The following is a 21,144-nucleotide window of genomic DNA, read 5'->3' on the forward strand; positions in this document are numbered from 1 at the left end:
ATGATCTAAGCTTTAATTTCTGCGATGACTGGGGCATGATCCGAAGGCTGCTCCCAAGTGCGTGGCTCTTTATCGATGATGCTGGAGTTGCACTTTTCTTTCAGGGCATCGCTCAGAAGAATATGGTCGATTCGCATACCGGCGTTTCTTCTAAAGCCCATCATGCGGTAATCCCACCAGCTAAAAGATTTAGGTGCTTGCTCAAACATTCGGAAAGAGTCTGTTAAACCTAATTCCACAAGCTGCTGGAAGGCTTTACGTTCTTCTGGGGAAACTAGGTTTTGGCCGATCCATTTTGAGGGATCATGTACGTCGATATCACTTGGCGCGATATTGAAGTCACCCAAAAGGGCTAAGCGGCTATTTTGGGTTAATTCTTCTCTTAACCAATTTTCGAGTGCTTTGAGCCAGCCTAGTTTATAAACAAACTTGTCGCTATCAGGCGATTGTCCATTAGGAAAGTATGCTGATACTAGGCGAATCGGCTGCATTCCCTTGAAGCATACTGTAGCCGCTAAGATGCGTTGTTGCTCATCTGCATTTGCCGGAATATTTCTCACTGGCTTTAGAAAAGTAGTGTCATGATCAGTAGCAATAGGCGCCAATGCCGCCTTTCGAGCAATAATAGCCACGCCGTTATAGGTTTTTTGCCCAGCAGCAATACTGATATATCCTGCCTCTTCAAGCTCTTGATGCGGATATTTATCATCAGTTAGCTTGAGCTCCTGAAGACAGAGCGCATCAATAGGTGTTTTTGCCCGCTCATGATCTTGCAACCATTTGAGCACTTGGGGCAAGCGTACCTTGAGGGAATTCACATTCCAGGCAGCTATTCTGATTGAATCAGTCATTGATTCCCAACTCCTGCAACTTCCGAGTAATTGTATTGCGACCGATACCCAGTCTTTGAGCTGCTTCTACACGTCTGCCACGCGTAACTTCTAGTGCGGCCTGTAATACTGCCTTTTCAAATTTAGAGCACAACACGTCATATACTTCCGAATCTCCGTCCTGCAACATTTTAACCGCAAGGCGACCTAAACCGCCCTCCCAATCGACAGAACCAGCTTTAACAGCAAGCTGCACATTAGGGCTAGACTCGCCCTGTAATAGAGCTGGCTGTTCAACAGCTTCTGCCAAAATATCAGCAGGCAAATCACTCACTCCAATGACATTAGATGGCGTCATGACTGTTAACCAGTGACAGAGATTTTCTAATTGACGCACATTGCCAGGAAATGGCATGACACTCATTTCTTTTAAAACCTCATCCGAAAGATTTTTAGCTTCAACTCCCAAGGACTTTGCACAAGACAACATAAAATGGCGTGCCAAAACGGGAATATCCTCTGCGCGCTCACGCAATGCAGGCATGCGCAAGCGAATGACATTTAAGCGGTGCAATAAATCTTCCCGGAAAGCACCTGCAGCAACTCGGGCTTCTAAGTTCTGATGGGTTGATGCAATGATGCGTACATTTGCCTTAATCGGATCTTGACCGCCAACACGGTAAAAATGACCATCCGTTAGCGCCCGCAATAAACGTGTTTGTAGGTCGAATGGAATTTCACCAATCTCATCTAAGAATAAGGTGCCGCCATCAGCCTGCTCAAAACGGCCACGACGTAAAGTCAAAGCTCCAGGGAAAGCGCCGCGCTCGTGACCAAATAACTCTGACTCTAATAAATCCTTGGGTACTGCTGCAGTACTAAAGGCAACAAATGGACCTTTAGCGCGTGGACTATGCTTGTGCAATGCTTGCGCCACCAACTCTTTGCCAGTACCAGACTCGCCTGTAATTAATACTGTTGAATGCGACTGAGCTAGACGCCCGATCGCTCTGAAAACCTCCTGCACTGCCGGAGCTTGACCAATAATTTCAGTGGAGTCTTGTCTCCAACCATTCATCTCTTTATTGCCAGATTGATTGCGCTCGCTCTGCTCCATAGCACGACGAATCAACTCAACTGCTTTATCAATATCAAATGGCTTAGTCAGATATTCGAATGCGCCACCTTGAAATGATGAGACCGCAGAGTCTAAATCAGAATAGGCGGTCATGATAATGACTGGAAGTAGCGGATGGGTTTCTTTTACATTCTGCAACAGATCCAAACCATTGCCGCGTGGCATACGAATATCTGAAATCAATACCTGTGGCGCATCTTTTTCCAATGCATCAAGTACATCATTGGGATTAGAAAAACTCTTATGAGGAATATTCTCGCGAGTAAGCGCTTTTTCTAGGACCCAACGAATAGATTGGTCATCATCCACGATCCAAACGGGTTTCATATAACTTTCTCCTGCCTACGGTAAGGAATTTGAATTTGGAAATCAGTCCGTCCAGGACGGCTGTTGCAAGCGATAAAGCCTTGATGCTGCTGCACAAAGGTTTGAGCTAAGGTGAGACCAAGGCCACTGCCCCCATCTCTGCCAGATACCAATGGAAAGAAAATGCGCTCGCGAATTTCATCTGGAATACCAGGTCCGTTATCAATTACGTGCAAATCCATTGCCATTTTGTAGCGTTGTTTAGAAATAGTCACCGAGCGAGCTACTCTGGTCTTCAATTCAATTTGAGCCGTACCTTGAGCAATTTCTTCAGTCAGCGCTTGGGCTGCATTGTGAGCAATATTTAAGACGGCCTGAATCAACTGCTCACGATCACCCAAAACCTCAGGAAGACTAGTATCATAGTTACGAATGATTCTGAGTCCTTTAGGAAACTCAGCCAATACAAGACTGCGCACTCGCTCTAAGGCCTCATGAACATTGAAGGACTCCATAGCATGCGCCTTACGATGCGGCGCGAGCAGTCGATCAACCAAGTTTTGTAAACGATCAGATTCTTTAATAATGACTTGGGTATATTCACGCAAGCCCTTTTCTGGTAGCTCGAACTCGAGCAATTGAGCGGCACCACGAATGCCACCCAAAGGGTTTTTGATTTCATGCGCTAAGTTACGCATTAACTGTTTATTTGCTTCAACTTGCTGTGTTACGCGCTCATCACGCTCACTACGTAACTGTTGATCTATTGGGAACCACTCCATCATGATGAGGCTTGGATCTTCAAGGCTAGCTACCACCACATGCGCAGGAATAGATTCTTGATGGATGCTACCGGGCAATGAATGCAGCATCATTTCTTGTCGTTTCGCAGAAAAGTGTCCTGCCTTAACCTCTTCAATCATGTGATTGAGAGACTCATTGGAACCAAACAAGTCGTGCACAGACTGACCCTCAAGTGATTTACGAGAGAGGTCCAGCGCAGACTCTGCTGCAGGATTCACATAAACCAATTGTTGGTTATCAGCCTCAAATACCACAATGGCATTAGGCAACTGATCAAGCAATGTCGGAAAAAAAGGAGCAGCCGAAGCTGCCCCTTTGAACGAATTGCGCAACAGACCTGCGCTCAACATTTTTCCTTCGCTTACAGGGAGTAGTACATATCGAATTCGATCGGATGAGTTGTCATACGGAAACGTGTGACATCTTCCATCTTCAAAGCGATATATGCGTCGATCATAGAGTCTGTAAAGACACCGCCACGAGTCAAGAACTCACGGTCTTTGTTCAAAGCTTCTAATGCCTCTTCCAAGCTTGCACAAACGGTTGGGATCTTTGCATCTTCTTCTGGCGGCAAGTCATACAAGTTCTTGTCAGCAGCTTCACCTGGATGAATCTTATTCTGAACACCATCTAAACCAGCCATCATCAATGCTGAGAAGCAGAGGTATGGGTTAGCCAATGGATCAGGGAAGCGAGTTTCGATACGACGACCCTTGGGGCTTGAAACGTGTGGAATACGAATCGAAGCAGAACGGTTACGCGCAGAGTAAGCCAACTTCACTGGAGCCTCAAATCCTGGAACTAAACGCTTGTATGAGTTTGTACCTGGGTTAGTGATCGCATTCAATGCCTTAGCGTGCTTAATAATGCCGCCGATGTAGAACAAGGCAAACTCTGACAAACCTGCGTAGCCGTTACCAGCAAACAAGTTCTCGCCGTTCTTCCAAATGGATTGGTGAACGTGCATACCAGAACCATTGTCACCAACGATAGGCTTAGGCATAAATGTTGCTGTCTTGCCGTATGCATGAGCCACGTTTTGAACAACGTATTTCTGCCAAATAGTCCAGTCAGCACGTTGAACTAATGTGCTGAACTTAGTGCCCAATTCATTTTGACCTTGACCAGCAACTTCATGGTGATGCACTTCAACTGGGATACCTAAGGATTCGAGGATTAAACACATTTCAGAACGCATGTCATGGAATGTATCTACTGGAGCAACTGGGAAGTAACCGCCCTTTTTGCCTGGACGATGTCCAGTGTTGCCGCCTTCGATTTCAGCAGCTGAAGACCATGGTGCCTCTTCAGAATCTACCTTAACGAAACAACCTTGCATATCAGCACCCCAACGGACGCCATCAAAAATAAAGAATTCTGGCTCTGGACCAAAGTACGCTGTATCTCCCAAACCAGTGCTCTTCAAATAGGACTCAGCACGCTTAGCAATCGAACGTGGGTCACGGTCGTAACCTTTACCATCTGAAGGCTCGATCACATCACATGTGATCACCAGTGTTGGCTCTTCATAGAATGGGTCGATATAGCAAGCAGTCGGATCTGGCATCAACAACATATCAGATGCCTCAATACCTTTCCAACCAGCAATAGATGAGCCGTCAAACGCGTGACCGCTCTCAAACTTGTCTTCGTCAAAATGGGAAATAGGTACCGTTGTGTGCTGCTCTTTACCCTTTGTATCTACAAAGCGGAAATCAACGAAAGTACATTCCTTCTCTTTAACCAACTTCATCACATCAGCGACGGTCTTCGTCATGCAAATCTCCTCTATTAACTGAATTCGGAATACAAACCTAAGGTGTACACCCTTGTTTATTCCAGGCATCAAATATGCCCTTGGGATGTATCTAATTTACTGAAGCAAACAAACGGGAATAGTCATTATTGCACTAATTAAGTGCTGAAAAACCCCTTAAAACCCTAAAAATCACTATATTTGCACCAAAGTAGTGCTTAATCAGATTTCGAAATATCATGAACGTCATAACCCAAAGCCTCAGTGCCAGTTCGCAAAGCGATCCAGGCGTTATCTAGAAGCTTGGCATTACCCTTAATGCCTAATTCAATATGCCGCTCGGCATAAACACCCCCTCTGGAAGCATCTCCAACCGATGGGAGACTAAAGACTTTTACCCCCGGAAAAGAGGCCTCAATACGCTCCATTAAGGGCGTTAGGACAGACTCTATGCCCTTGGGAACGATGAAACTTTGTTCTGCCCAGTTCTCGCGATGAAACAAATTTTGATAATAGGTATCTAAGCACCACGCCATCATAGGCGCAGCCATGACAGGAAAGCCAGGAACAAAATAGTGTTCATGGATCGAAAAGCCAGGGATCTGGTTATAGGGATTCGGAATGATATCGCTCCCAATGGGGAACTCCCCCATCTTGAAGCGATGCTGGTTTTCTGGAGTGCTCAGATCGGCCTTTAATGGGTCGCCCTCTGCCATGGTCTGAATACGTCCGGCAATAAGCTCTTGTGCAGTCGCGTGGAGTTGCGTTTGCGTACCCAAGGCTAAAGCAGCGCATTGTCTCGTGTGGTCATCAGGCGTGGCTCCAATACCACCAGTACTAAAAACTACATCGCCACTAGTGAAGCTGTCTTTCAAGGTAGTGGTAATTTGCTCGGGATCATCTGCAACATATTTAGCCCAAGATAGGCTGAGGCCACGCTCATTTAAAAGCTTAATCAATTTATTGAGATGTTTGTCTTGACGACGACCGGACAAAATTTCATCGCCAATCACAATTAAACCGAAACGACGCGAATTCACTTCGGAGTCCTCGAGAATCGGCTTATTCAATACCTCAGCCATGGTTTGGTAACTCCGTATCAATAACACGCGCTTCTATATTGAGGGATTGAGTCAACTCATTGCTGCGCAATTCTTTTAGAGCCTCAAGCAAATAATATGTAAACCAAAGCGCAGCAAAGACAAATATTAAAGAATAGATCCAGAGCGCAACAAAGCTAACAATAGGAAATAAGACAAGAGCTAAAACAGAGGTTGCCCAGAAAAAGGTAGGTACTGCTCCTAACACCCCAGAAATCACTCCCATAGCCAATAGTGGCCAACGGTGTTGATGCAACAGGATATCGCGCTCCTCTGCAGTAGCATGCAAAGCCAATACATCGTAAGACATCAAACGCATGGTCAACCAGCCCCAAAGTAATGGGGGTAAGACGGCAACCAATGGTGGCATCCACCATACTGGCAAAGTGAGCATCACTAAAACTAAGCAGATCAAAGCTGACCAAAGGGTATAGACAAAGCTGCCAAATAAGCTACCGCCCTTTTTCTTCGCAATGTCTTTATAAGCATATTGCCGCGTGACCACCTTAACGATAGTTGGCACGGTTGTTAAGGCGATGAATACCAATAAACTGATTGAGATTAGAGGAATCAGTAACATTACAAAGAAGAGTGGCGCGATCCATGCACGAGCACTCTCGAAGCCGGCCCAGATCAAACCATCCGCAATCCAGCCAGTAAATATGGATGCCGTCAGAAAAGTACTCAGCATCTCTAATGCTGGCGTCCAAGTTAGCCAAATTAAGGCGCCCCATAAGACGGAGACGATCATAAATGGCCGCAAGCTCAGCAATAGCATTTTCGGATGCATTGCACCAACTAAAGCCAAGCCAAAAGATTTAAAAACTTGCTGCATGCTGTCCATAGATTTCCATTGCTGCCATGTGAACTTCTAGCTTCTATTTTGCTTTGGGAAAGATTTCTCGAAGGGAATGTATTAGACCCTGCCACTGATGCTGCAATACATTGGGCGACAACACTAGGTCTCTAACGCCAGTGGGATGAACCTCTTTTGAAAAGATTGCGGTATTGAACATCATGTCCCACCAAGGAAACAAGACTCCAAAGTTACAACCACCTAAAACGCCTGGCTTACCTTTGGCCTCATGACCGTACCCTACCGCATGATGCATCCGGTGATACATCGGGGAAATTAACAAATACTTAAATGGTCCAAGATGAATCCTTAAATTAGCATGTTGCCAGCTTTGAATTAACTGGCTCAACACCACTAATAGAATAAATTGACTAGGTGACACCCCAAACAATAGGGCAAAGAAAGAAAAGACTAATGCATGCATGATGTCATCGACGATATGGTTACGATCATCAGACCAAGCAGTCATCACCGTTTGACTATGATGCAAGGCATGCAATTGCCACCACCAATTAAAAACATGGGAGGCGCGGTGATATACGTACTCCACAAAATCAAGCAATATGAAGTAGATAAAAAAACTCACCAACGGTATCGATGTCACTGACGGCCACCAAGACTCCACATTCAATCTACCAAAACGAAAGTCATGTAAGACAGAATCAATCTGAAAGAAAAATCCTGATAAGGCGATGAAAATCAGACCGTGAAAAATACCTAGACGATGAAATAGGGTATAAAAAATATCTGCCTTAGAGCTCTTTGCAAATCGTTCTTGCATCTCTGCGGGAGAAAATCTCTCCCAGGCTCTGAGAATCACAGCAATCAGGAAAATCTGAATACATCCAAATAAAAACCAGTCGATACCATCAAATACATCCTCGGCCATCGCCATCAGATCGAAGTGATACAAAATTGGTCCAGCCACATAGGTAAACAAGAATTCTTGAACGCTAGCGTAGGCTGAAGCGATGGCAGCTATCAAAGGGTTTGAGTCCATATGCTCAATTGTGTCTCATTTATCACGTTTTGGCAGGGTTGCAAAACAAAACCCCCGGGCCTTTAAGTTCAGTATGAGTTGCTCTAGAACTGCCGGAGCCCAGGGATCCTTGCGTGACCAAATACCCAAATGCGCCATAGTGATATCGCCATCCTGCAGCTGGCTACTAGCCTTATCCAAAAGCATTTTGTTGGGATGCGTCTGCGAACTCAGTTCATCACCCAAAAATCCCGCAGGACTCCAGCCAATATGTTGATAAGCGCATTGATCGCCCATCCTGACCGAACGGGGCGATGTATTACCGCCAGGGGCACGCCAGATTTTTTCAATGCTGGCGCCTGTTAACTCTTTAAAGCGCTCATCCACTCGGCGGATTTCTCGACAATAAGCTGCTTCGTTGTAAAGAGTGGTCACTCCCGCCTTGGGACCAAATTGTGGCTTTGCAAAGATCTCTCCACTTGGACCATCCTTAACAAAGTACACATGGTCATAGGTGTGGCTACCAAAGTGATGGCCTTCACGAACCCGATCTTGCCAATACGATTTCCAAGAGTCATCCAAAGAAAAATCGCCACGGCTAGTTTTTTCATTAGCCAGAAAAAAAGTAGCTTTCACATTTTGACGATTCAAAATATCGGCGATAGTTTGTGCTACAGACATATTGCCGGTATCAAAAGTTAGGTAAACCGTTTTTTTACAATTCGCCTCTTGTGTAAAGCCAAACGAAGAGCATGAAGCTAGAATAATGAATACTGTCAGTCGAGCGAGAGTGGCATTGAAATACATCTAATTGGGCTATTCCCAGCTAGCATGCGGTGTGAAGAAAACGCCATGGGGTGATCTACCAACAGGGATTACCGAGACTAACTTCATCGTAGGTATATCAATTACCCCCACCTTTTTAGAGAAGCGGAGAGTGACCCACAGGGTTTTTCCGTCAGGCGTAATTTCCATATCATCTGGACCGGCCGGCAGGCCGGTAATATCGCCCACCTTTTCCAAGGTCTGCATATTAATCATGCTGATAGTTGACGCAATACGATTACTGACGAACACATGCTTTTTATCACCTAAGGGACGGAAGTTGTGAGCGCCCTTACCAGTAACGATTCGTTTGACCTCTTTACGGGTTTTCCAATCAATGACCTGAACATAGTCTTCACCAGTAATACCAATCAATAGGTATTGATCACCAGGCGTCATCCAAACTCCTGCTGGCACTTTACCTGTGGTGATTTTCCAAATGACAGTCTGGGTATCTAAATCAATTGCCGCCAGTTCATTCGAGTCCTGCAAGGTAATAAATGCAATCTTGCTATCTGCTGTAAATGCGACATGACTTGGCGTCTTACCAAGCTTAATTGTTTTAGCTAATTTGAGATCTGCGCCCTGCGCATGGTAAACATCCACCCTATCCAAGCGATTACCGTTTGCAACAAACCACTTATGATTGGGCGAATAACCAATTTGGTAAGGATCAATAATGTTCGGTATCTTGCCAGTTAACTCACCAGTAGTGGGATTCATCAGCACCACATCATTGCCTGCAGCATTCGCAATCAGCAAAGTCTTTTGATCTTGGGTCATCATCAAGTGATGAGGCTCTTTTCCAACCGGCACTGTCTTGATCACTTTGCGACTTGGCATATCGATCAGACTGACAGTAGCCTCACCAGAGTTCAAGACAACTGCTAACTTGGGCTCGGATGAGTTCGAGCCTTGAGCATAGGCAGCGTTCAAGAGCCCAGTCAGGGCATAGATTGCCAAGATTGAAATACTGCCAAATTTGGCTTTACGAATGTAAGTGTGCATGACTCACATTGTAAGCAAATGATTCACCTGACGTAGGCCTTTAACCACAATCACTTGACCTATCGCAAGCTAGCTAGGACCTTTTCTAGGCGCTTTAAGGACATTGGGCTTGGGGTCTTTAATTCTTGGGCATATAAAGCCACCCTCAATTCCTCGAGTTGCCAGCGAAAATCTGCTAAAGCCTGATCCTCGTTAATGTCATATGCTACAGAGCCATGGCTGGCCTGAACGAGTTTTTGCCATGGCCTAGCAACCGACTCCCAGTCTTTTTGGCACTGTGAATCCCGGCCAGGGTTAGCGCGCAATTTATCAATACGCATGGCAATGGCTTTGAGATAACGAGGGAAATGCACTAACTGAGCGTAAGGCGTATCTGAAATAAATTTAGCAAAGATCAAACCCTGGATTTGAGTCTGAATATCCACATGGGCAGTTGCTGAGGCAGCCTTTGCCTGGGATAACTTCTTTTGTAGATCTGCATAAGCCTGCAATGCCGCCAGGGCATGTTTTGAAATCTCCTGCGCAATCAGAGCCAAACGGGGCTTACCTGCCTGCAAACGCTCTGCAAACTGCTCGGCATTCACGGGTAATGGATCATTCATAAATGCCCGCTCTAAGGCGAGATTCAGAATTTGCTCAATTAAGCCATCAACAGACCCAATATTAATAAAGAGTAATCCAAGCTCCCGAATTCCAGGGAGCTGTTTCTGCAGTGCCTTGAGCGTATCTTTATTCGATAACGCAAATAGTCTACGCAATCCTTGCCAATGATGTTTGCGAGCTTCTAGTAAATCATCAAACACTTCAAGATCGCACGCCTCGGTTCGATCCACTAAAGCGGGGTAGCCAAATAAAGTGCGATTGCCTTTCTGAATTTCTAGAGTCTCGGGCAGTTCACCAAAGTCCCAGCCTCGATAACCACCCTGCTCTACCGTTTTTACTGTTGATGCATTGACGCTTTGATTGGTTTTGCCAATAGGGGCCATGTTATTTAACGGAACACTACTCCCGAGCTCATCATGGACTGCTTGCTGCGCTATGGCTTGGAAGGCTGTTCGGGCAGTCTCTCCATATTCAGCGCGTAATCGAGATAAATTACGCTCTAACTCCAGCTGACGACCGTGCTCATCCACTAGGCGGAAATTCATTGAAGCATGCAAAGGTAAGGATTCGGGCCTGAAATCAGTACGCTTAATTTCTAAGCCACGTTCTTTACGAATATCAGTAATCAGGCTATCTAAAAAGTCACCCACCCCAAACTGTTTGCCTGATAGCATCCGCTCTAAAAACGATTTTGCATACTCGGGCAGTGGGACGCAGTGGCGACGTAGTTTCTGAGGAAGTGATTTGAGTAATAACCCAATTTTTTCTTCACACATACCCGGAACCAGCCAATCACATCGACGACCATCAACCTGATTCAATAGAGTCAAAGGCACCACCAGCGTTACTCCATCTTTGGGACTGCCCGGTTCGAAGTGATAAGTCAAACTCAATTCGCTACCACCGACCATCATCTTTTTAGGATAACGATCTACTGTAATTCCAGCTGCCTCGTGGCGCATTAAGTCTGCTTTGGCTAGGCGCAAAAGACTATCGGGCGCTTCCTCAATAACGCCATTACTCGCTGATGTCTTTAGCAACCAGGCTTTCATACTCTCCCTACTCAAAACATCCTGAGGAATGCGCGAATCATAAAAAGCAAAAAGGAGGTCATCATCTACCAACACATCGGGACGTCGTGAGCGATGCTCTAAAGCTTCAATCTCTTTAATCAGTCTGCGGTTATGCCAAAAGAATTCAAAAATCCCAGGATATTTTTTTCTAGCATCGGCCTCGGTCTCCCGCATCAATGCAGGGCTATCCATACGGCCAAACATCTCTTCTTGAACTAAGGCCTGGGTAATGAATAAATTACGAGCATCTTTTGGATTGTGAGGCTCATAACGGACGCGACGACCGTGATAAATCGGGAGTCCATATAAAGTGCCGCGCTCAAAGGCCATCACCTCTCCTTGACGGTGATCCCAAAAAGGCTCGCTCAAAGATTTAATCAGGCGATGGGCTGCAACCTTCTCAACCCACCCTGGCTCGATTTTGGCAATCGTGCGCGCATACATGCGATTGGTTTCTTGTAGTTCACCAGCCAAAATCCAGGCGCCGGCCTTTTTGCCAATCGTTGAGCCTGGCCAAATAAAGGGACGGATACCGCGTGCGCCCATATAGCTACCAGTCTTGCTGCCACGCTCCTGAGATTTTTCATCTTCCTCTTTTTTAGCTACATAACCCAAGAGGCCGGTTAAGAGCGAGAGGTGAACTTGTTCATAAGTAGCGGCGGATGGATTTTCTTTCCAGCCCTTTTCAGCCAACATCGTATGCAGCTGACCATGAACATCGCGCCATTCACGCAGACGTCTTGGTGATAAAAACTTACTACGACATAGATTCTCTAATTGTCGATTGCTGTGCTTGTGCTTCAGGGCATCTTGATACCAATCCCAAAGTTTGACGAAGCTGAGAAACTCGGAACGCTCATCCGCAAACAGGAGATGCGCTTGGTCAGCGGCTGCAGCCTGATCCATTGGTCGATCACGGGGATCCTGAGTAGCTAAAGCGGAGGCGATGATGGTGACCTCACGCAATGCATTGTGCTCCTTGGCCGCTAACAGCATACGACCAATCCGAGGATCTAATGGCAGATCTGCTAACTGTTTGCCAATAGGAGTGAGCTTGAATCTGCTGTTGCTATCCGAATCACTGCTGAGGGTGACATCGTCATAGACGATAGCGCCCAACTCATCTAGAAGCTGGACACCGTCGGCAATCGCGCGACCTAAAGGTTTATCAATAAATGGAAACTCTTGAATACGGGGCAATCTTAGAGAGCTCATGCGAAGCAATACTGCCGCTAATGAGCTACGCAGAATTTCTGGATCAGTAAATTTGGGGCGACTTAAATAATCTTGCTCGCTGTAGAGACGAATACAAATACCATCTGATACGCGACCGCAACGACCTGCCCTCTGATTGGCAGCTGCCTGCGAAATTGGCTCGATCTGAAGTTGCTCTACTTTGTTGCGATAGGAATAGCGTTTGACGCGAGCCAAGCCGCTATCAACCACATAACGAATATTGGGAACTGTTAATGAGGTCTCGGCAACGTTAGTCGTCAAAATAATACGGCGGCCATTGCCGGGGTTAAATACGCGCTCTTGCTCCGCAACCGATTGTCTAGCAAAAAGACTCAAAATCTCCGGATGAAAGCGTTGCTGCAGAACATGATCTTTTCTAAGAGCTTCAGCACAATCCCGAATTTCCCGCTCGCCGGGCAGGAAGACGAGCACATCGCCTGCACCTGATACACCTTCACGCCATACCTTTGCAATTGATTCTGTTACGGCATCAGAAAGCTCTTTGGCCTCTTTAGACTCTTTTTTTCCATCAGGCTTAACATCAGGCTCCAGTGGCTCATAACGTTGCTCAACCGGGAAAAGTCGCCCGCTTACCTCAATTACCGGAGCAGACTTGCCATTTAAGGCGAAATGATCCGAAAAACGCTTTGCATCAATGGTGGCTGAGGTAATGATCAACTTCAGGTCTGGACGTTTGGGTAACAACTGCCGTAGATAACCGAGTAGAAAATCAATATTGAGGCTGCGTTCATGGGCCTCATCAATAATGAGAGTGTCGTAGGTGCGCAGCTGAGGGTCTCGCTGCGTCTCTGCCAGCAAGATGCCATCAGTCATCAACTTGATTGAAGCACCCTGGCTAGTCTTGTCAGCAAAGCGCACTTGATAGCCTACGTCTTGACCAATTGGAGTGCCCAACTCCTGAGCGATACGCTTTGCAGTAGCTGTAGCAGCAATCCGACGGGGTTGCGTGTGCCCAATGAGACAACCACCATTCATAGTGCCCCTGCCGAGATCTAAACAGATTTTGGGTAATTGGGTTGTTTTGCCTGATCCAGTCTCTCCACAAACAATCACAACCTGATGAGAGCTCAAGGCATCCTTGATGGTTTGACGTTGGCTTGATACCGGCAACTCCTCCGGAAAGCGAATCTCCAGCCTTCGAAGGGTGTTGGAAGCAGGCACAGTCTCAGGGCTCGCTTTGGGTTTTTGTTGGTTTATGGGCTCTTGCACCCTATAATTTTCTCACTATGCCAACAAATGCACCGAATCCCGGCTCAAATGCCGAAGAATCCAGCTCTAACTTTCCTTTTGTAGGATGGCTGCGTGATGTTGCGCCCTATATCCATAGCTTCCGCGAGAAGACATTTGTCATTGCCTTTGCTGGTGAGCTGGCCCAAGAAATTGGCCTAGAAAATCTGATTGAAGATATCGCCATGCTGCACGCCATGGGCATGCGTATTGTTTTGGTTCACGGCATCCGCCCTCAAATTGAAGAGCAGTTAATGCTTCGTAATATTAAGAGTCAATTTGGCCAAAGCGCAATGCATAGTTACCGGATTACCGATGCAGCCGCCCTAGAATGCGTTAAAGAAGCTGCCGGTGAATTGCGCCTAGATATCGAGGCAGCATTTAGTCGGGGATTGCCGAATACTCCGATGGCAGGCTCAAGAATATCTGTTATCTCAGGCAACTTTATTACAGCAATGCCGGTAGGCGTAGTGGAGGGAATTGACTACATTCATACTGGCTTGGTGCGTAAGGTGGACTCTACGTCCATTAAGCTCTCTCTGGATAGCAACAAGATCGTACTGCTCTCACCATTAGGATTCTCGCCAACTGGTCAAGCATTTAATCTCGCTTTTGAGGATGTAGCAGCATCTACTGCTGCAGCACTCAAAGCTGATAAATTGATTTTCTTAAGTCCTTATGCAGGCTTGAAAGATGAGGAAGATGACTTCATCACCGAACTCTCAATGCCTCAGCTTCAAGAATACGTAGCTCAGCATCCAGAACTCGATCTAGGCATGAAGAGTTTGTTAAATATTTCTGGCAGAGCAATTCGTGCTGGCGTGAGTCGGGTGCACTTCTTACCTTGCAATCAAGATGGTGCACTGCTAGAAGAGCTCTTTACTCATGATGGTATTGGCATGATGCTAGCCTCATCTGATATCGAGAATTTGCGTGAAGCCAATCAAGATGACGTTGGCGGCATTCTGCAGCTCACCAGCCCGCTTGAAGAAGAGGGTATTCTGGCTGCCCGAGGTCAAGATGTCATCGAACGTGATATTCAGCGCTTCTCTGTGATTGAGCATGACCGTGTTCTCTTTGGATGCGCAGCCCTCTTCCCATTCCCCAATGGCGTAGGTGAACTTGCTTGCCTCGCAGTCGATCCCGATGTCCAAGGCTCAGGCGATGGAGAACGTTTGCTCAAGCGCGTTGAAATGAGAGCTAAACGGGAAGGCATTAAGAAACTGTTCGTCTTGACGACTAGAACAGAACATTGGTTTTTGAAGCGCGGCTTTAAACGCGCCTCGGTAGATGATCTCCCGGAAGAAAGAAAGCAAATTTACAACTGGGATCGCAAATCTATGGTCTTGACCAAAGATCTCTAACAAGCTCTTTATTTCATATTTTCTCTTTAGTACATCGTATTTGAAAGGCAACATAAATGGCACGCATGGTTCAATGCATTAAACTTAACAAAGAAGCTGAAGGCATGGACTTCGCTCCACTACCAGGCGATCTCGGCAAGAAAGTTTGGAATCAAGTCTCTAAGGAGGCTTGGGCCGCTTGGTTGAAGCACCAGACCATGCTCATTAATGAGAATCGCCTGAATATGGCTGACCCTCGTGCTCGTCAGTACCTCCTCAAGCAGGTTGAAAAATACTTCTTTGAAGGTGGTGCAGATATGGCCCAGGGTTATGTACCGCCAACTGAATAAGAATTTTTGAATATCGCTTGACGAGTCAAATTCAGAAGCATAGGATGAAGTCGTAGTCAGTCAGTTTTCGTGATCGACTACATTGGCGAAAGCCACTACTCGTGAGCATATCTATATGCTTATGGGCATTGGGAACTAAAACTCTTCTCTTTGCCTGCGCCATGAATCATCATGGCAAACAAACCCGATGGATCAGTCTAGCTGCCCGTCGGGTTTTTTACTTAGAAAGTAATTCTGCTTACACCGGAGGCATTGCTTACCAGCAAAATATTGGCCTTCTCTTTTGCAAATAGCCCAACAGTGATTACGCCAGCAATTTGATTAATTTGGGCTTCAAGAGCGATGGGATTAGCGATCTTTAAACCCGCGATATCCAAAATCCATCCGCCGTTATCTGTCACAAAAGGCTGACTGGGTGTTTGACCTAAATCTGCACGCGTCTCTTTATTAGTTCTGAGTGTTACTGTGCCGCCCAGCTTGATCAGTTCCTGAGTAACAATTCCTTTAGACAGTGGAATGATTTCCACAGGCAATGCAAAGTTACCCAATATCGGAACCTGTTTTGAGGCATCACAGATACAGATAAATTGTTTGGCCATGGAGGCAATAATTTTTTCGCGGGTCAAAGCACCGCCGCCACCTTTAATCATGTAACCAGCAGGATCAATTTCATCAGCGCCGTCCACATAGGCAGGAAGATGGTCCACCTCATTGGGGTCCAAGACCTTAAAACCGTGTTTTAACAAGCGTTCAGTCGTGGCATTAGAACTAGATACTGTTCCCAAGAAATGCGCCCGATGAGGTGCCAAGGCATCAATGAAGAAGTTGGCGGTAGAGCCTGTGCCAACACCTAAGATCTGACCTGCGGGCAGCCTTAATACCTCATCCCGAGCGGCTTCACCTACCAATTGTTTTAGTTGATCTTGATTCATGATCTTGCCCGATATCCTTATCTGAACTGGAACAGCCTTATTTATCCATCTATCATATGATATTCAATCTATTTAACCGATTAATTTATCGAGAGTATTGCAAATAACCATGACCTCATCTGCAAGTGCCCTAAGCCAACTCAAACAACTCACTACCGTCGTGGCCGATACTGGCGACTTTGAGCGCATGCGGGAATACCAACCGCAAGACGCTACCACCAACCCCTCTCTGATCTTGAAGGCTGCCCAGCAAGCCAACTACCAGGCACTGGTAAAACAGGTCAAATCAGAGCACCCTGGCATAAGACCAGTCGATTTAGTCGACCATATCTTGGTAGCTTTTGGTCTGGAGATTTTGAAGATCGTCCCAGGTAGAGTTTCGACAGAAGTCGATGCGCGCCTCTCTTTTGACACTCAGGCGACGGTTCAGAAGGCTAAGCATCTCATCTCGCTGTATGAATCGCACGGGATTGATCGCAAGCGCATCTTGATTAAGCTAGCTGGTACATGGGAAGGAATTGAAGCAGCCAAAGCTTTAGAGGCAGAAGGTATTCACTGCAATATGACGCTACTCTTTTCTTTAATACAAGCTGCAGCCTGCGGTGCAGTCAATGCAAAATTGATTTCTCCATTTGTAGGGCGAATTACTGATTGGTATAAGGCCAAACTTGGTATCAATTGGAGTGATGAAAAAAATACCGGGGCAAATGATCCTGGCGTTACATCAGTCAAACGTATCTTCCACTATTACAAGCACTTTGGGATCGGCACAGAAATTATGGGGGCTAGTTTTCGCAATACTAGCCAAATATTAGAGTTAGCCGGGTGTGATTTACTTACCATTAGTCCGGAGTTATTGGGCGATCTTCAAAAAAGTACGGAGGTCGTAGAGAGAAAACTCATTGCAAGTAATGCAGCTAGCGCGCTTGCTAGCGAAAATATCCTAGCACTTAAGCTAGATGAGTCGAACTTTAGATTGCAACTGAATAATGATGCAATGGCCACTGAAAAGTTAGCTGAAGGCATCAGGAATTTCTGCATCGATACTGAGAAACTAGAAGCGCTCTTAAGTAACTAATTCTGTAAATTGCTAGATTGAGGAGTCAAGATGATTATTCATTGCCCGCATTGCAATAAAGGGAACCGTGTTCCAGCTGAAAAACTCAATCAAACGCCTGTCTGCGGGGCTTGTCAACAAGAGCTCCTATCGCTCCCGATTAATGCCACAGCAGCTAACTTTAGCGAACTCGTCACTCAATCTACGCTGCCAGTAATAGTCGATTTCTGGGCACCATGGTGCGGACCATGCAAGATGTTTGGGCCAACCTTTCAGGCAAGCGCCAGCACTCATGCAAATCAAGTTTTATTTGTGAAAGTGAATACTGAGGCAGAACAACTACTCGGATCGCAATGGAATATCCGCTCAATTCCAACACTAGCGGGATTTAAGGGCAGTAAAGAAGTACACCGCATTAGTGGTGCTCTGCCGCCAGCCGAACTAGAGCAATTTGTGAAGCAGTTGACTATTTAGGCTCTGTAGATAAACGCTGCCTTAGTGCCTCATACAAGCAGACGCCACTTGCAACGGATACGTTCAGACTCTCTACTACACCCTTCATCGGAATACGCACCAACTCATCACAAGTCTCGCGGGTTAAGCGGCGCATGCCCTCACCCTCTGCACCCATAACAATACCGATGGGGCCGGTCAGGTCTAAATCGTAAATCGATTTTTCAGCTTCATCATCGGTACCGATTAGCCAGACACCCGCTTCTTGCATTTCTTTCATGCTTCGAACCAGGTTAGTAACCGTAATCACGGGCATTACCTCAGAAGCACCGCTAGATACTTTACTCACAGTGGCATTAATTGAAGCTGAACGATCTTTAGGGATCACTACGGCATCCACACCAGCGCCATCAGCCACGCGCAAGCATGCGCCAAAGTTATGTGGGTCGGTCACACCATCCAAGACCAAGAACATGACCTTACTTTGATTGCTTTCTGCATCTTCAACTACCTCAGTAATGGTCCGAGCTATGGTCATCTTCTCTGCTAGAGCCACCACACCCTGATGGCGATCATGGCCCGCGAGCTTGTGAAGCCGCTCGGCATCGGCGGCATGTAATCTTTCCCCTAGAATTTCTTCAGCTTGCTTCAAAAAATCACCCATACGGCGATCTCGTCGACTGGGATCAAAATAAACCGACTTCAGACTCGCGGCATCTACTCGTAAGCGCGCTTGAACAGCATGAAAACCAACTAATATTTGCTTCATCTTTACTTATCTCGATCTAATATTGATACTTATTTGCGACGCGCTTTAGTGCTGCGAACAGGTGGTTTGGTACCAGCAGGTTTGCCGGAAGGTCTTGTAGGCTTCCCAGACTTCGCAACTTTACTTGCGGTTCGACCAGCTTGATTCTTAGATTGATTTGCGCCAAGGTTAGCAGCAGATTTGGCGGCATTCACATTCACACCAGAATGCTTTTGCGGCTCTTTGCTGCCAGGGCGCCCTTTTTTAGGGGACGCTTTTTTATTGGGTCTACCAGTATCACTAGCCAATACAATTTGACGGCGATTAGTGGTGCCTCCAGGCTCCAAGCCAACAGATTTGACCAGGCTAAATTCAATCTTGCGCGCATCTAGATCCACTCGACTGACTAAAACATGCACCCGATCACCTAAGCGGTATCGAATGCCAGTTCTCTCACCACGTAACTCTTGACGGGCTTCATCGTACTGGAAATAATCACCACCCAATTCAGTTACATGGATCATGCCCTCAACAAAGAGATTTTCTAATTGAATGAACAAACCAAATGTAGCTACCCCAGTAACTGTGCCAGCATATTCTTGACCCAAATGATCGCGCATGTAATAACACTTAAGCCATGCCTCAACATCACGAGATGCCTCATCTGCACGGCGCTCATTTGATGAGCAATGCACACCCAGTTGACCCCAAATAGGCATGGCCGCATTAGCGCCCTTAGGCAATTTAGGTAAACGCGTGCCATTAGCCGCAGCCTCTTTTGCATCGCTATGAGACTTCTTGGCATTCACGGCATTTTCGCGACCCTTACCTTTGCGTGGCAAAGTAAGATTTAAGGGAACCGTTGGCGGCAATACTGGCGTGTAAGGCTTCTTAGTGAGAATTGCCTTAATGACGCGATGGGTTAGCAGATCAGGATAGCGACGAATCGGGCTTGTGAAATGAGAGTAAGCAGGATACGCAAGTCCAAAGTGTCCTTCGTTATCAGGCTGGTACATCGCCTGCTGCATAGAACGCAAAACAACTGACTGAAGCATGTTTGCATCAGGACGCTCTTTGATTTCACGCATGAGCTTGGCATAGTCTTTTGGTTTCGGCTTTTCACCGCCGCCCAATGACAAGCCCGAGGTACGTAAAACTTGGCGTAAAGTGACCAACTTCTCTTCTGAAGGCTCGCCGTGAACCCGGTACAGACTAAGATGCTTATTCTTATCAATGAAATCTGCTGCGCAGACGTTTGCTGTCAACATACACTCTTCGATCAAGCGATGTGCGTCATTGCGAAGACGAGGTTCAATACGCAAAATCTTACCCAACTCATTACTAATAATTTGGGTTTCGGTTGTCTCAAACTCGATAGCACCACGTTTTTGACGTGCGTCTAGCAAAATTTTGTAAAGTGAGTAGAGATTAGTCAGTAGCGGTCTTAACTGCGCAAAGCGTGTCGCTTCAGGACCTTTGCTATTAGAAAGAATCTCCCAGACCGTATCGTATGTAAAGCGCTGCGCAGAATGCATCACTGCAGGATAGAACTGGTAAGCCAAGACTACTCCGCTTTGATCCACTACCGAATCACACACCATGCACAAACGATCTACATTGGGATTCAATGAGCAAAGACCATTGGAGATCTTTTCCGGCAGCATAGGTATTACCCGCCTTGGAAAATACACCGAGGTCGCACGCAGGAGTCCTTCATCATCCAGAGGATGTCCTGGCTTTACATAATGAGATACATCGGCGATAGCAACAATCAGGCGCCAAGCCTTGCTCTTGCCGTACATCACCGGCTCGCAATACACCGCATCATCAAAGTCACGAGCATCAGCACCATCAATAGTGACTAGAGGAACATCGCGCAAATCCACGCGACCTTCGAGATCAGATTGCTGAACGGTATCGGGTAAGGCATCCGCTTCCTTTTTTGCGGCTGCTGAAAATTCGTGGGGCACGCCGTATTTACGCACAGCGATTTCGATTTCCATACCAGGATCATCAATTTCACCTAGCACCTCAACAACGCGACCAACGGCTTGACGGTAACTATCCGGATAGTCAATGATCTCAACACTGACGACCTGACCTAATTTGGCATTACCCTGGCCTTTTGGTGGAATCAAAATATCATGGCCAATGCGCTTGTCTTCGGGCGCAACAATCAAAACACCATTCTCATTCAAGAGACGCCCGATGACTACTTTATTGGCGTGCAAAATGACATCAACGATCTGACCTTCTGGGCGACCGCGCCGATCTGTTCCTAATACTCTGACATTGACCCTATCCCCATGCATGACGCGGGACATTTCTCTTTCAGAAAGAAAAATATCTTCACCACCGTCATCTGGAATAACAAATCCAAATCCATCTCGGTGACCTTGGACTGTACCTAAGCGGTCAGCCTCTCGTGGTACCAAGTTTTTTGCTTTACGCATTTAATTCCTTCGGCAATACATGCCATATATTTCAATGAAAACTCTG

17 protein-coding genes are annotated in these 21,144 nt (G+C 46.3%); 4 read left to right on the forward strand and 13 right to left on the reverse strand.

All coding sequences use genetic code 11. The annotated features are described in order from the left end of the window. Positions 1–5: 5 nt before the first annotated feature. The 10 genes from xth to hrpA form a co-directional block, all read right to left on the reverse strand. Positions 6–851 (reverse strand): exodeoxyribonuclease III, encoded by an 846-nt coding sequence (xth, locus tag ICN27_RS05855; RefSeq protein WP_215307342.1) that lies wholly within the window; start codon positions 849–851, stop codon positions 6–8. Continuing rightward, on the reverse strand, positions 844–2,295 hold the full coding sequence (gene ntrC, locus ICN27_RS05860; RefSeq protein WP_215307344.1) for a nitrogen regulation protein NR(I): 1,452 nt from the start codon (positions 2,293–2,295) through the stop codon (positions 844–846). Before ntrC ends, xth begins: the two co-directional genes overlap by 8 nt. Next, on the reverse strand, positions 2,292–3,428 hold the full coding sequence (gene glnL, locus ICN27_RS05865; protein ID WP_215307346.1) for a nitrogen regulation protein NR(II): 1,137 nt from the start codon (positions 3,426–3,428) through the stop codon (positions 2,292–2,294). The genes ntrC and glnL overlap by 4 nt, the downstream gene beginning before the upstream one ends. An 11-nt stretch (positions 3,429–3,439) precedes the next feature. Continuing rightward, entirely contained in the window at positions 3,440–4,855 is a 1,416-nt protein-coding gene (glnA, locus tag ICN27_RS05870; RefSeq protein ID WP_215307348.1) for a type I glutamate--ammonia ligase, read from the reverse strand. Between the two features lie 197 nt (positions 4,856–5,052). Beyond that, positions 5,053–5,916 (reverse strand): molybdopterin-binding protein, encoded by an 864-nt coding sequence (locus ICN27_RS05875; protein WP_216269342.1) that lies wholly within the window; start codon positions 5,914–5,916, stop codon positions 5,053–5,055. Continuing rightward, positions 5,909–6,769 (reverse strand): EI24 domain-containing protein, encoded by an 861-nt coding sequence (locus tag ICN27_RS05880; RefSeq protein ID WP_255535037.1) that lies wholly within the window; start codon positions 6,767–6,769, stop codon positions 5,909–5,911. Before ICN27_RS05880 ends, ICN27_RS05875 begins: the two co-directional genes overlap by 8 nt. Positions 6,770–6,812: 43 nt before the next feature. Next, positions 6,813–7,790: a sterol desaturase family protein gene (locus ICN27_RS05885; protein ID WP_216269344.1), complete on the reverse strand. Its 978-nt coding sequence runs from the start codon at positions 7,788–7,790 to the stop codon at positions 6,813–6,815. A gap of 15 nt (positions 7,791–7,805) precedes the next feature. Then, the gene (locus ICN27_RS05890) at positions 7,806–8,576 is read right to left on the reverse strand and encodes a polysaccharide deacetylase family protein (protein WP_216269345.1); all 771 of its coding nucleotides are present in this window, start codon (positions 8,574–8,576) and stop codon (positions 7,806–7,808) included. A 9-nt stretch (positions 8,577–8,585) separates the two neighbouring features. Continuing rightward, the gene (locus ICN27_RS05895; RefSeq protein ID WP_215307358.1) at positions 8,586–9,602 is read right to left on the reverse strand and encodes a cytochrome D1 domain-containing protein; all 1,017 of its coding nucleotides are present in this window, start codon (positions 9,600–9,602) and stop codon (positions 8,586–8,588) included. A 59-nt stretch (positions 9,603–9,661) separates the two neighbouring features. Further along, positions 9,662–13,744, reverse strand: coding sequence for an ATP-dependent RNA helicase HrpA (hrpA, locus tag ICN27_RS05900; protein ID WP_370624488.1), 4,083 nt, complete (start codon positions 13,742–13,744; stop codon positions 9,662–9,664). Between the two features lie 17 nt (positions 13,745–13,761). Here hrpA and argA point away from each other — a divergent pair, with 17 nt between their 5' ends. Then, positions 13,762–15,126, forward strand: coding sequence for an amino-acid N-acetyltransferase (gene argA, locus ICN27_RS05905; protein ID WP_215307362.1), 1,365 nt, complete (start codon positions 13,762–13,764; stop codon positions 15,124–15,126). A 56-nt stretch (positions 15,127–15,182) separates the two neighbouring features. Continuing rightward, on the forward strand, positions 15,183–15,455 hold the full coding sequence (locus ICN27_RS05910) for an oxidative damage protection protein (protein ID WP_215307364.1): 273 nt from the start codon (positions 15,183–15,185) through the stop codon (positions 15,453–15,455). A gap of 221 nt (positions 15,456–15,676) precedes the next feature. Here the strand turns inward: ICN27_RS05910 and rpiA are convergent, their stop codons facing one another. Beyond that, entirely contained in the window at positions 15,677–16,387 is a 711-nt protein-coding gene (gene rpiA, locus ICN27_RS05915; protein WP_216269346.1) for a ribose-5-phosphate isomerase RpiA, read from the reverse strand. A gap of 109 nt (positions 16,388–16,496) precedes the next feature. Between rpiA and tal the strand changes: the two genes are divergently transcribed. Then, positions 16,497–17,465 (forward strand): transaldolase, encoded by a 969-nt coding sequence (tal, locus tag ICN27_RS05920; RefSeq protein WP_216269347.1) that lies wholly within the window; start codon positions 16,497–16,499, stop codon positions 17,463–17,465. Positions 17,466–17,495: 30 nt separating this feature from the next. Continuing rightward, positions 17,496–17,918: a thioredoxin TrxC gene (gene trxC / locus ICN27_RS05925; RefSeq protein WP_216269348.1), complete on the forward strand. Its 423-nt coding sequence runs from the start codon at positions 17,496–17,498 to the stop codon at positions 17,916–17,918. Here trxC and rlmB read toward each other — a convergent pair. Continuing rightward, positions 17,911–18,666, reverse strand: a complete 756-nt coding sequence (rlmB, locus tag ICN27_RS05930) for a 23S rRNA (guanosine(2251)-2'-O)-methyltransferase RlmB (protein WP_216269349.1) — start codon at positions 18,664–18,666, stop codon at positions 17,911–17,913. The two genes, trxC and rlmB, sit on opposite strands and share 8 nt — an antisense overlap. Before the next feature lie 29 nt (positions 18,667–18,695). After that, positions 18,696–21,098: a ribonuclease R gene (rnr, locus tag ICN27_RS05935; RefSeq protein WP_216269350.1), complete on the reverse strand. Its 2,403-nt coding sequence runs from the start codon at positions 21,096–21,098 to the stop codon at positions 18,696–18,698. Positions 21,099–21,144 lie beyond the last annotated feature (46 nt).

It is taken from the genome of Polynucleobacter sp. Nonnen-W13 (genome assembly GCF_018881735.1).
Classification (GTDB): Bacteria; Pseudomonadota; Gammaproteobacteria; order Burkholderiales; family Burkholderiaceae; genus Polynucleobacter.

What these genes read in the sequence shown, in the direction of transcription:
- ICN27_RS05885 (WP_216269344.1), bottom strand. Translation starts at nt 7,790, where the DNA reads ATGGACTCAAACCCTTTGATAGCTGCCATCGCTTCAGCCTACGCTAGC.
- ICN27_RS05875 (WP_216269342.1), bottom strand. Translation starts at nt 5,916, where the DNA reads ATGGCTGAGGTATTGAATAAGCCGATTCTCGAGGACTCCGAAGTGAAT.
- glnA (WP_215307348.1), bottom strand. Translation starts at nt 4,855, where the DNA reads ATGACGAAGACCGTCGCTGATGTGATGAAGTTGGTTAAAGAGAAGGAA.
- ICN27_RS05890 (WP_216269345.1), bottom strand. Translation starts at nt 8,576, where the DNA reads ATGTATTTCAATGCCACTCTCGCTCGACTGACAGTATTCATTATTCTA.
- ICN27_RS05880 (WP_255535037.1), bottom strand. Translation starts at nt 6,769, where the DNA reads ATGCAGCAAGTTTTTAAATCTTTTGGCTTGGCTTTAGTTGGTGCAATG.
- trxC (WP_216269348.1), top strand. Translation starts at nt 17,496, where the DNA reads ATGATTATTCATTGCCCGCATTGCAATAAAGGGAACCGTGTTCCAGCT.
- tal (WP_216269347.1), top strand. Translation starts at nt 16,497, where the DNA reads ATGACCTCATCTGCAAGTGCCCTAAGCCAACTCAAACAACTCACTACC.
- rnr (WP_216269350.1), bottom strand. Translation starts at nt 21,098, where the DNA reads ATGCGTAAAGCAAAAAACTTGGTACCACGAGAGGCTGACCGCTTAGGT.
- ICN27_RS05895 (WP_215307358.1), bottom strand. Translation starts at nt 9,602, where the DNA reads ATGCACACTTACATTCGTAAAGCCAAATTTGGCAGTATTTCAATCTTG.
- argA (WP_215307362.1), top strand. Translation starts at nt 13,762, where the DNA reads ATGCCAACAAATGCACCGAATCCCGGCTCAAATGCCGAAGAATCCAGC.
- rpiA (WP_216269346.1), bottom strand. Translation starts at nt 16,387, where the DNA reads ATGAATCAAGATCAACTAAAACAATTGGTAGGTGAAGCCGCTCGGGAT.
- xth (WP_215307342.1), bottom strand. Translation starts at nt 851, where the DNA reads ATGACTGATTCAATCAGAATAGCTGCCTGGAATGTGAATTCCCTCAAG.
- ICN27_RS05910 (WP_215307364.1), top strand. Translation starts at nt 15,183, where the DNA reads ATGGCACGCATGGTTCAATGCATTAAACTTAACAAAGAAGCTGAAGGC.
- rlmB (WP_216269349.1), bottom strand. Translation starts at nt 18,666, where the DNA reads ATGAAGCAAATATTAGTTGGTTTTCATGCTGTTCAAGCGCGCTTACGA.
- ntrC (WP_215307344.1), bottom strand. Translation starts at nt 2,295, where the DNA reads ATGAAACCCGTTTGGATCGTGGATGATGACCAATCTATTCGTTGGGTC.
- glnL (WP_215307346.1), bottom strand. Translation starts at nt 3,428, where the DNA reads ATGTTGAGCGCAGGTCTGTTGCGCAATTCGTTCAAAGGGGCAGCTTCG.